13 protein-coding genes are annotated in these 10,934 nt (G+C 69.9%); all 13 read right to left on the bottom strand.

From position 1 onward, the window contains the following. On the bottom strand, positions 1-1,064 hold a 1,064-nt coding region (locus tag D7V77_RS36305; protein WP_120580841.1), incomplete at its 3' end, for a YscQ/HrcQ family type III secretion apparatus protein. Then, on the bottom strand, positions 1,061-1,966 hold the full coding sequence (locus D7V77_RS36300; protein WP_120580840.1) for a flagellar hook-length control protein FliK: 906 nt from the start codon (positions 1,964-1,966) through the stop codon (positions 1,061-1,063). The genes D7V77_RS36300 and D7V77_RS36305, both read right to left, overlap by 4 nt. A gap of 36 nt (positions 1,967-2,002) precedes the next feature. Beyond that, entirely contained in the window at positions 2,003-2,491 is a 489-nt protein-coding gene (locus tag D7V77_RS36295) for a flagellar assembly protein FliH (RefSeq protein ID WP_120580839.1), read from the bottom strand. 53 nt (positions 2,492-2,544) lie between these two features. Continuing rightward, entirely contained in the window at positions 2,545-3,858 is a 1,314-nt protein-coding gene (gene sctN, locus D7V77_RS36290) for a type III secretion system ATPase SctN (protein ID WP_120580838.1), read from the bottom strand. Positions 3,859-3,902: 44 nt separating this feature from the next. Then, on the bottom strand, positions 3,903-4,580 hold the full coding sequence (locus D7V77_RS36285) for a FliH/SctL family protein (protein WP_120580837.1): 678 nt from the start codon (positions 4,578-4,580) through the stop codon (positions 3,903-3,905). Between the two features lie 24 nt (positions 4,581-4,604). Beyond that, positions 4,605-6,695 (bottom strand): hypothetical protein, encoded by a 2,091-nt coding sequence (locus tag D7V77_RS36280; protein WP_120580836.1) that lies wholly within the window; start codon positions 6,693-6,695, stop codon positions 4,605-4,607. 113 nt (positions 6,696-6,808) lie between these two features. Continuing rightward, on the bottom strand, positions 6,809-7,630 hold the full coding sequence (locus D7V77_RS36275; protein WP_120580835.1) for a type III secretion protein: 822 nt from the start codon (positions 7,628-7,630) through the stop codon (positions 6,809-6,811). 109 nt (positions 7,631-7,739) lie between these two features. Continuing rightward, positions 7,740-8,159: an ATP-dependent helicase HrpB gene (locus tag D7V77_RS36270; protein ID WP_120563422.1), complete on the bottom strand. Its 420-nt coding sequence runs from the start codon at positions 8,157-8,159 to the stop codon at positions 7,740-7,742. A gap of 22 nt (positions 8,160-8,181) precedes the next feature. Next, a complete protein-coding gene (locus D7V77_RS36265; protein ID WP_120580834.1) occupies positions 8,182-9,018 on the bottom strand; it encodes a sigma-70 family RNA polymerase sigma factor in 837 nt (278 codons plus the stop codon). Between the two features lie 9 nt (positions 9,019-9,027). Further along, entirely contained in the window at positions 9,028-9,423 is a 396-nt protein-coding gene (locus D7V77_RS36260; RefSeq protein ID WP_120580833.1) for a hypothetical protein, read from the bottom strand. Between the two features lie 26 nt (positions 9,424-9,449). After that, complete coding sequence (locus D7V77_RS36255) at positions 9,450-9,884, bottom strand: lipopolysaccharide assembly protein LapB (RefSeq protein WP_120530743.1); 435 nt, start codon at positions 9,882-9,884, stop codon at positions 9,450-9,452. A 95-nt stretch (positions 9,885-9,979) separates the two neighbouring features. Continuing rightward, positions 9,980-10,540: a hypothetical protein gene (locus D7V77_RS36250; protein ID WP_120580832.1), complete on the bottom strand. Its 561-nt coding sequence runs from the start codon at positions 10,538-10,540 to the stop codon at positions 9,980-9,982. Between the two features lie 141 nt (positions 10,541-10,681). Then, a partial coding sequence (locus tag D7V77_RS36245; protein WP_120580831.1) for a hypothetical protein occupies positions 10,682-10,934 on the bottom strand: 253 nt, incomplete at its 5' end.

Here is a 10,934-nt window from a genome sequence, read left to right as displayed (position 1 = left end):
CCCCCGGACTCCCCACCCTGCGGGTTGCCCGGCTCCCCGGGGATGATGTCCGTGATGCGCGCCCGGTAGCGGCCGTGCTCCACGGACACGTCCGCCAGGAAGTGGCCGGTGCGCCCCAGGCCCAGCCGCAGCTGCGCCGTGCCGGGCTCGCCCCGGTCCGGCCGCGCCGACAGCATGTCCAGGAGCAGCACGTCCTTGACGCGCAGGGACGCCAGGTCCTGGGCGGACAGCTCCGCCACGCCAATCTCCGCGCGCAGCCAGTCGCGCAGCGCGGACAGGCGCCGGCCGTTCGCCTTCATGTCCTGACGGCGGTGGTCGCGCCGCTGGGCGCTCTCCACCGCGGGTTCCGCCGCTTCCAGCACCGCCGACGGCACCACCAGCCGCACGATGCCGCGGTGCGAGCCCAGCACCGCGTTCAGGTGCACCGCCAGCATCGGGCCGTCCTCGCCCAGGCGAGCGGAGACTTCATCCACGCCGCGCGCCACGCCGTCCAGCCGGGGCCGGGGAACGCCCGGCTGCAGCCCGGGCACCAGCTCCTTCAGGGCCTCCAGGACGACGTAGCCCATCACGCCCTCCTCGATGTCCGTCAGGGGGCGCAGGCCCACCGTCTCACCGGCGCCGCCCAAGAGCAGGTCCACCGCCGAGTGCGCCAGCGACAGCTCGATTTCGAGGATGACCCGGCCCTTGAGCGCGCCGGGGGCCAGCACCGCCAGGAAGGACGGGTCCCCCAGGAAGCGGCGCAGCTCCGTCATGGGGCGCGCCTGGGCGGACTCCACCGACAGGCGCACGTCCACGTCGAAGAGGGCCTTGAGGCGCGCGCAGACCGTCTCCAGCGTGCCCGCGTTGGGCGTCAGCCAACGCATCCGCTCCGCCAGCTGGCCCTGCGTGCGCGACACCTTCTCCAGGTTCGTGAACGCGAACTTCCGCCACGGTGACACCGGAGCCGGGGCCGGCGCGGGGGCCGGGGCTTGCGCGGACTTCGGGGGCGGGGGTCCCAGCTTCCGGGTGTCGACCAACATGGTGCGCTCAAAGACTCCGGGCTCGTCGTCCGGCTCCAGGCTCATGTCTTCGCCTCGAACCTCAGATTTTCAAGCGCCAGCCCCCGGCCACCCAGGGCGCTGCGCAGGCCGTCGCTCTGCTCTTCCAGCATCTTCAAGGTGTCGCGGTCGTTGCCGCTGAAGACGGCGGAAATCTTTCCGTTCTTCGCGCTGACCTTGATGGACAGGCCGTTGAGCACGTCACCGCGCAGGTCGATCTGGAACTCCGCGTTGCCCGCGGCGTTGGTGCCCACGCGCACGCGCTCGACGATCTTCTGGGCGATCTCGTTCGCCATGGCGCGCAGCCGCTCGGAGCCAGCGGTGTCCTTGGGCTTGGCCACCGGCACCGGCGCCATCAGCGCGGGGTTGAAGCGGAAGCCCGCGCCGGCCATCTGCGCGCCCTTGTCGTCCTTCTCCTTGCTGCCCCCGCCGCCCGCGCCCTTGCCACCGCCGGCGTTGACGTCGATCTTCAGCTCGCCCTTCTCCTGGCTCAGCCGGCCGGCCTGACCTTCGGCCTTGTTCATGTCGCCTTCGCGGACGTCCGTGGAGCGCTTCTCCTCCACGACCTCCGACTTGCGGGCCTCGCCGCCCTTGGACAGGCCCTGCGACTCGCTGTTGCGCTGGGACTGCTGGGCGCCCTGGGTGGACTCCCCGGGCCTGGCGAAGGCGGTCTCCTTCTGGGCCAGCTTCTCGTCGAAGGTCTTGCCCTGTCCCTGCGCCAGGCGCGCCAGCACCTGCTTGCCCAGGGGCTGCTTCAGCTCCTGCGCCTGCTTGGGCTGGGCCTGTTCGGCCTGTCCCTGCTGGACCAGCTTGGAGAAGACGGACTCGCCCTGCACGCGCTTCTGGGTCTTCGCCTCCGCGAGCTTGCGCTCCTGGATCATCCGCTCCGCCAAGCGCGCGGCATCACGATCGTCATCAACTCGGCTCATGGCGTTTCTCCAGATACAGCGGAAGGCGGCGGGAGGTTACTTGCGCTGGCGGGCCAGGAACAAGGCGCTGCCGATCTCCTCCTGGCCCAACTCCTCCCGATCCTCGCGTTCCTTCTTCACCTGCTTGACGAACTTCTCCTTGTTCTTCTCGATGGCCTTGAGCTCCTTGGCGGCCTCGGCCATCAGCATGCGGCGCTGCTCCACCAGGCGGCCCGCCGTCCGGACGACCTCCTTCTGGTGCTCGATCTGGAGGGCGACCTGGGCTTCGTCGTCCTTCAGACGCTGCTCGAAGCGGCCCATCATGTTCATGCCGTTGATGCCGGCGCCCTTGGCCATGATCTGCTGGAAGTACTCCTGGACCTTGGCCTTGCGCTCCTTGCGGCGGCGCTCCAGCTCCGCCTCCAGGCGCTTCTGTTCCTGCTCTTCCTTCGCCAGCGCCTTGACGGCGTCCGAGAAGGCCTGTTCGGCCTCCTCCTTCGCCTTCTCACGCATGTCCAGCAACACCTGCAACCGGTACGGGGGCATGGTCGGGCCATCCTACCCGGAAACGGCCCGTCCACGCGCCTCCCCCGGAGGCATCAGTCCTCGAAGAGGGCGATGAGCTGCTCCACGGTCTCCTCGTACGGGGAGTTGGAGTGGGTGTCCTGCTTGAGGAAGTCGATGATGGCGTCGTACTTCTCGATGGCGTAGTCCGTCCTGGGGTCCGCGCCGGCCTGGTAGGCGCCCAGCAGGATGAGGTCGCGCTGCTTCTCGTAGGTGGAGAGCGTCTCGCGCAGCTTGCCGGCGGCCTTCTTGTGCTCCTTGCTGACGATGCCGCTCATCACACGGCTGAGGCTCTGGAGCACGTCCATGGCCGGCCACTGGTTTCGCGCGCCCAGTTCACGGTTGAGGATGAAGTGGCCGTCGAGAATACCGCGGACCTCGTCGGCGATCGGATCTTCCATGTCACCGCCGGCCACGAGGCAGGTGTAGATGGCGGTACACTTGCCCTTCGCCGAGTTGCCCGTGCGCTCGAGGATGCGCGGCAGCATGGAGAAGACGCTGGGCGGGTAGCCCTGACGCGCCGGGGGCTCGCCAATGGCGAGGCCGATGTCGCGCTGGGAGCGCGCCAGACGCGTCACCGTGTCGAGCATGAACAGCACATTGCCGCCGCGCTCACGGAAGTACTCCGCGATGGCCGTGGCGACGTAGGCGGCGCGCAGACGCACGAGGGCGGGCTGGTCGGACGTGGCGCACACCAGCACGGCGCGCTTCATGCCCTCCTCGCCCATGGCGTCCTCGATGAACTCGCGAACCTCGCGACCACGCTCGCCGATGAGCGCCACGACGCTGAGGTCTGCTTGCGTGTTGCGGGCAATCTGACCCATCAGCGTGGACTTGCCGACGCCGGAGCCGGCGAAGAGGCCCACGCGCTGGCCCTCGCCCACGGTGAGAAGCCCGTCGATGCAGCGCACGCCCAGGGGCAGCGGCCGCTCGATGCGCTGACGGGTGAAGGGGTCCGGGCAGTCGCGGTCCACGGGCCAGTCGATCAGGTTCTCCCCCTCCAGGGGCATGCCGTCCATGGGCTCGCCGATGCCGTTGAGCACGCGGCCCAGGAGCCCGTCGCCGCACTTGATGGTGAGCGGACGGCCGGTGGGGATGCACTCGCTGTCCGGACCGATGCCGTACAACTCGCCCAGGGGCATGAGCATCACCTCGTCGCCCACGAAGCCCACGACCTCCGACTTCATCAGGCCGCGCTGGCGGTTCTTGACGAGCACCAGCTCGCCGATGCGCACGTTGGGCACGCTCGCCTTGATGACGAGCCCCGTCAGCTCCGTGACGCGGCCGCGCACCCGGACGAGGGACGCTTCCTTGATGAGGTCGTAGTAGCGCGAAAGGTCGATGGCCATGGCGGATTCCGGGAGGCTCTAGGGCGCGGCGTTGGCCAGCAGGCTCAGGGAGGGCCGCTCTTGCGACCGGTGTCCGGCTGCAGGAGGTTCTGGAGCATCTCCAGCTGCGTGGGCAGCTGCGCGTCCACGGTGCCGAACTCCGTCTGGACGATGCAGCCCACGGGAGCGACCTCCGGGTCCTCCTTGATGGCCAGGTCCACCGTGCGGCCGATGAGCTCCATCAGCTGCGGGCGCTTGGCGCGCAGCACCGTGGCCGTCTTCGGGTGCACGCGCAGGATCATGGCGCGCGCGTTGCGGAGGTTGTCGATGGCCGCGGCGCACATGTCCACCAGCAGCTCCGGCTCGCGCTCCAGGTCGCGGCCGAGGATCTTCTCCGCCATCTTCAGCGCCAGCGCGATGATGTCCTGCTCCTGGGAGTTGAGCATCTCCCCGGCCTGTATCTTCGCGCGCAGGAGCAGCTCCGTGGCCTGGGCGATGCCTTCCTGACGGCCCAGGTCCTTCGCCTTGGCGAAGAGCTCCTCCTTCTCGCGCTGGGCCTCGGCGAGGATGCGCTCACGCTCGCGCTGGGCATCCTCGATGATGCCCTGGGCGCCCTGGCGCGCCTCGAAGACCTCGGCGTTCATCACGCCCGCGCGCGGCGGACGCAGCGCCGGTCGCTCGGACGTGGCGACGACCACCGACTCCGCCAACCCGTCCCCCTTGATTACCTTGCCGATCGCCATGGGCCGCTCCTTGGAGACCGGATGCTAGCGCGTTCCGCCGCGCGGTCCACGCCCTCCCGGACCGCCCGCGTCATCCGGGCCCGGCCGATCGGTGGGAGGCGGGCGCCGGCGGCCCACCTGCGTTCCCTCCGAGGACCGGGGCGAGGATGCCTGGCTGGAGAGCACGCGCGGGGGACGCTCCGGCTCGCCCCCCGGTTCGGGACGCGCCGCGGGACGGCTGCCCGTGCGCGAGCGCAGCACGCGGGCCCCATCAGCGGCTTCCCCTGAGGGTTCCGGGCGACGGGGGGCGCGCTCCTCCGCGTCGGCGGGAGGCCGCGCGGGGCGCTCGGCCCGGACGGAGCGGCCTTCCGGCGCATCCGGCTCCGGCGGGCGTGACGCGCCGCGTGCACCCAGCCGCGAGGGCGGGGGTCCAATGCGGGCGCCGTCTGGCTCCGGCCGGACGGGACGCGCGGGCCTGGCGCCCTCTGGATCACGGCGGCCGGGAATGGCCCCGGTGGATGCGCGGGGCGCGGGCCCCACCGACGAGCCCCGGTCCACCGGCATGCGGCGCATCTGGGAGCCGTTCGCATCCCCTTCCGGGGCCGCCATGGACGCGCGGGGCGGGGGCCCACGCTCGCGCTCCACCGGCATCCGGCGAATCTGCGAACCACCCGCCTCACCTTCCGGCGCCCCCATGGAGGCACGGGGCGCGGGCCCGCGCTCGCGCTCCACTGGCATCCGGCGCATCTTCGAACCGTTCGCGTCCCCTTCTGGCGAAGCCATGGACGCGCGGGGCGCGGGCCCCACCGACGAGCCCCGCTCCTCCCCCGGCGCCGGGCGCGGACGTCCGGCGGGGGGCGCCGCGCCCGGGCCCGCGTCACGGCTGGACGCAGCACCCGCGCGACGGGCCGCTCGCTCGGCCATGAAGTCGCGCTTGGCGCCCGCATCCGCGGACTCTCCGGCGGGAGGGGCTCCCCGCAGGGCCTTGGGGGCTCGGAGCGCGGGCGGGCGTGACGGATCCGGGGCTGTGGTGCGCAGGCCCTCGCGCGGCGCGGGTGCTGCCCCCGGACGGGCTCCCGGAGCCGCGGGGCGTGCTCCCGGAGCTTCGGGACGGGCTCCCGGAGCCGCGGGCGCGGGCTTCCGGGCCCCCGGCGGTGGAGGGAGCACTGCGGCGGGGCGCGGCGGCGTGATCAGCCGCACGGGCCGCTCGATGAGGCCGCGCACGGCCAGCCGCTCCAGGTCCATGACGATGTCGGTGCGTCCGCCATCGCCCCGGGCCGTCGGCCGCGAGCGCTCCTCGCGCACCCACTTCGCCACCAGGTGGCCGAACTCGCCGCGGTGCTTCTCCAGCATGCGCGCGGCGAACTCCGGGGACTGCGCCACGCACGCGCGCGCCAGCCGCTGCACGCCCGCGCTGCGGATGGCGCCGGCCAGCCGGTTGAAGCCCTCGTGCAGGTTGATCTGCGCGCGCGCGTCCTCTTCCGGGAGCTTGCGCGGCGCATTGGCCGCCACGGACTTGCTCATGAGCTGGAACAGGTCCGGAGGCAGCGACTCCATGAGGCCGTTCAGCTCTTCCTCGGGCAGGCCCGCCAGCGCCGGCCCAAGCACGCGCGCCCCCAGGCGGTCACTCACCGTGAGCAACTCACGCGTCTGGAGGTTGAGCACGTCCGCGAACTTGAAACCCGCGGACTGGCCCGCGGCCTCGCGCGACAGCGCCTCCTCCAGCTTCCAGCGGATGATGTCCAGGACCTGCGGCCGCACCTCGCGGGTGAGCTTCACGCGAGAGGGGGGCAGATGGCCGCGCACGGCCTCCGCCATGTTGCCGGGCAGCGCTCGCAGGGCGACTTCCACCAGGGCGCCGCGCTCGCGCTGGAGCAGCGCCGCCAGCCGCTCCGGATCCCCGGTCCACAGCTGGCCGCGCCGGTCCTTCATCAGCCGCTTGAGTTCCTGCACCACCGCGGGCAGGCGCTTCTCGCGCGGAATCTGGAGGATCTCCTGCGCGCGGTGGCGCAAGAGCGCGCCCTCCTCGTCCGGCAGGTGCTCCAGCGCCGCCATGCTCTCCTGGCCCCCGAAGGTGACCGCGGTGAGCAACATCATGGTCTGGCGCTTGCTGAGCGAGGTGAAGAAGGAATCCAACGGTCACCTCGCGGGCCCCCAGGTGGCCCGCTGAAGATGGAAGTCGTGTCCCCGGCCTGGAGGACACGTCCCGCGGTCCACCCCAGGAGGGCCGCGGGAAGCGACGTGCAGGTCTAGCCCTCGCGACCGCCGCGCGCACGCGCGGGACGCGCCGCCGCGGCGGGGGCAGCGCCACCCGAGCCACCGCGCATGAAGGTCCACCCGGTGAGGCCCATCATCGCCAGGATGAGCGCGAACGCACCGCCGAGGATCATCTTGAAGGTGCTCGCGCTGGCGGCCGTCATGCGCACGCCGAGCACGTCCTGCAGGCGGTTGGTCTCCGTGGTCTCCGCCGAGGGGGCCAGTGCCTCCGTCATCAGCACGGTGACGGCCTCCGGCTTGAGCTCCGCCACGGAGCTGGCGACGAACTGCTTCACCGCGTCCATCGTCACGGGGGGCTTGCCGCCCTCCACCGTGCGGTACTTGATGAACACGGAGGCCGACGGCATCGGCTTGTTCTCCGGCTGCGACAGGTCGTTGTTCTCCGGCACCATCACGATGGCGCGCGCTTCCAGCACACCGTCGATCTGGTTGAGCGCGTTGGAGACCTCACCCGCCATGGCCTTGAGGAGCATGGCGCGCTCCTCCGTGGCGGTGGGCACCATGCTGCCCTTGGCGAAGTGGGACAGGCCCTTCTCCACCGGACGCGGTAGCGAGTTGCGCTTCAACAGCTCCGCGGCCTGCGCGGCGTCGCCCTTGGGGACGACGATGGTGAAGCGCACTTCGTTACCGCCCTCCGCCTTCTCTTTCTTGGAGTTGATGCCGTTCTTGCTGAGCAGGACGTAGATTTCATTCGCGTCCGCCTCCGTCAGCTCGTGCTGCAGCTCGATGGAGCAGCCGGTGAGGAACAGCAGGGCGAGGAGCGGGGCGGCGAAGACGGGCGTTCGGCGAGTCATGGGCGCGCTTAGCTTAACAGGGCCCTTGCAAAACGCGGAAGGGCGCCCCCTCCCGACTTTGGGAGGGACCGCCCTTCGCATGCCGCCATGGCCCGGCGGGGTGGGGACTTCAGACCTGCGTCTTGACGACGTCCTTCAGGCCGCTGGTGGCCTTCTCGACGACCTTCGACGTGAGATCCAACTCCTGCGAGTACTTGTACATGGACGCCTGGAGACCGAGCAGTTCGGCGTTGGACATGTTCTTGCCGGAGGAGGCCTCCTTGATCAGCTTGTCCATGCTGACCTGGCCCTTCTCAAGGCCCGAGACGAGGTCGGACACCATGCCGCCCGACTTGGTCGTCTTGGAGGCTTCGGCCTTCGCGTCCACGGGCTCGGCGCCCTTGGCCGTGGCGGGCTGCTGGGCAGCGCCGCTCACCTTGTTCAGGTTGGCCTTCTCCGCCTTGTTTACGGTCTCCACCTGGCGGACGTTGTCCACCTTCTGGGTGGCCTGCGCGGCCTGGGCCTTGTTGACGTTCTGGGCGGCGTCCACCTGGCCGGCGCCCTGCGCCTTGTCAGCGAGAACTCCGTCGAACTTCGACGCGCCCGTCTTCTGAGTCTGCTGCGCGCCCTGGTCCTGCAGCTTTTGCTGCGCTACCTGTCCCGCGGAGATGCCGCTCATCGGAGCCGCCATGTGACACCCTCCTTGCATCCGTCGAGGGGGGAGGGAGTTCCTCCTCCTCGTTCAAGAGTTCCTTGAGCCGATCAATGGCCCGCGCATGAAGCCGCGACGCCCAGCTCTTCGACTGCCCGATTTCCGCTCCTGCCTCTTCCAGCGTGCGTCCCTGGAAGTAATAGCCCTGCAGGAGCTTGCGCTCTTTCTCCGGAAGCTTCTCGATGGCCGAGCGCACCCGGTTCTTCAACTGCTCCATCTCCAGGCGCTGATCCGCCGGGAGGGATTCATCCACGTAGCCCGCCGCCTCCGCCCCTTCCGCCCCCGCCGCGAAAACCGCCGCGAGGCCCGCCACGGCATCCGAGATGTCTCCAATATCATCGTCGAATGACGACCCGCGGTTGCTTGATCCCTGCTCGCGGTCCGCCAGATTTCCCAGATACGCCGTCGCGCGCTCGCCCTGATAGGCGGTGCGGGCGTCCGCGCCCCGCAAGACCCCCATCTTCCTCAGACCGTCGAAGATGGCGCCCTTGATGCGGTAGTGGGCAAAGGTGAGGAAGTTGGCGCCAACCTTGGGGTCGAAGCGCTCAGCGGCTTCCAGCAGACCGATTTGCCCATAGGCCAGCAGTTCATCCAGCTCCAGCTGGGCATTGAACTGCTTGCGCACGGTGGCCGCGAGCGACCGCACGTACGGGCCGTACTTCTCCAGGATGACCTTCCTGTCTTCACCCAGAGGCAAGCGGCGCGCTCACTCGGCCTTGGACCACAGCCGCTCGAGAACCTGGTTCAGCCGGGGATCATCCTGCAGGGCCCCGGCGATGCGGCCCGTGAGGGCAGCGGACTTCATGTTCAACTTCTCCTGCAACACTTCGGAGACGAGCGCCTTCGTCGCCTCTTCCTTGCTCTTGAAGCCCCCGTTCTTCAGCCGCTTGGCGATGGCGAGGGCCTGCGCCGCGATCGGATCCGTTGCCTGGGGGCCCTGGATGTTGCTGGAGCCTACCAGACCCGAAGGCCCGACGAGCGATTCCGTGCGATCCACCTTGCCGCCAAAGGACGCGCCGGCGGCACCCGACGGACCGGACGCCCCCTTCGCGCCGCCCGCGCGGCCCTTCCCACCCCCACGTCCAACTCCACCGACAGCCATCGACGTACCTCCTTCGCCTTCCGCGACTACTTCTTCGGCGGAGGCAGGGCCCCCGCTTCCTTCGCCTGGATGAGCGCCTGGGCCAGCTTCGCGCCGTCGCTTTCGGGCTCCAGGTCGATGGCGGCCTTCAGTTCCTTGAGGGCCTCCGGGACCTTGCCCATGAACAACAGCGCTTCACCCGCGTGTGCCCGGGGAAGCGACGACAGGGGCGCGAGCCGCTGGGCGACCCGGTAGGCCGCCAGGGCCTTGTCGTGCTTGCCCTGCGCGAACTCCACGGCGCCCAGACCAATCTGGGGCACCTCGCTCTTGGGCATCAGCGCGGCGGCACCGACGAAGACCTCCTTGGCCTTGTCGAAGTGACCCATGTCCAGCCACAGGTAGCCAGACTCCAGCAGGACCATGGCCGGCTGGCGTGCCAGGGGCACGAGGCTGTTGGCAATCTCCGAAGGGGTCTCCGCCATGGACGTCGCGCTGCCTTTCCTGTCGCCGGAAGCACGGAAGGCGGCCGTCGAGGGCCGCCTTCCTTGCACCGGTCAGATTCCGCTGTCCGTGAAGACTAGCGGATGTTGCCGATGGAGTTCTTGGTCGTATCGTGCCGCGACTTCATCACGTTGGAAACAGCCGTGAAGAGCTGCGACTCGTGCTGCATGGCGGACTGCATGTTCAGCAGCTTGACGTTGTCGTCCATCATGGACTTGAGCGAGCCGTTGGTGTTGAGCTGGTCGCCCACGCTGCCGCCCGAGCTGGTGCCAACGCTGGTGCCCAGCGAGGTGGAGCCGCCCGTGGAGGGCAGGCCCGAGCCGCCGACGCCCGGCAGGTTGGTGGAGGGCACCGCGCCAGAGCCGGTGTTCATCACGCCCACGTACGGGCCGCCCTGCATGCCGGAGCCGGAGGCGCCGGAGAAGGTCTGCGCGGAGGAGACGGCCGCGGAGACGATGCCCGCGCCGGGAACGAAGCCCGCCACCGCGCCCACGCCCGCGCCCACGGCGCCGACGGTGCTGTTCAGACCGTTCTGAACGCGCGCACCGAAGCTCGTGTTCGGCGTCTGCCGAGCCGTGGTCATCTGGGTGTTCATGCGCAGGTTCGGACCCATCATGCCGCTGTCGATCTTGCTCATTTCAGCCTCCGCGCTGGTGCCAGCGTTGATTCAAAAGGGGAGCCGGGGATCATCCCGTGGCTCTTTCAAAGGATTATCGGGAGAGTCAGCCGCCGGTTGCCTGCTGGTGACAAGAAATCGTCCGGGCTCCCGAAAAGCCCGTTATTTCCGGCCCTTGGACTGCTTCGACTCGGCGACGAGCTTCTCGCGGACGTCCACGAGCATGCCGAGCAGCTCCTCGGACCGCGCGATCGCAGCCTGGGCCTTCTTGCCGATCTCCGCGCGCGGGCCCTTGAGGTCGGCGAGCCCCTGCTTGACGGGCGCGAAGAGCGCCTGGACGTCGCTGGCGGAGGCCTTCTCGATGAAGGTCTCGACGGCGGGGTAGGACGGGACAGGCAGTTCCTGGGGCTGGGGC

It is taken from the genome of Corallococcus sp. CA041A, assembly GCF_003612075.1.
Taxonomy (GTDB): domain Bacteria; phylum Myxococcota; class Myxococcia; order Myxococcales; family Myxococcaceae; genus Corallococcus; species Corallococcus exiguus.
Note: the sequence above shows the minus strand (reverse complement) of the source record. Positions and strands in the feature narration are given on the sequence as shown.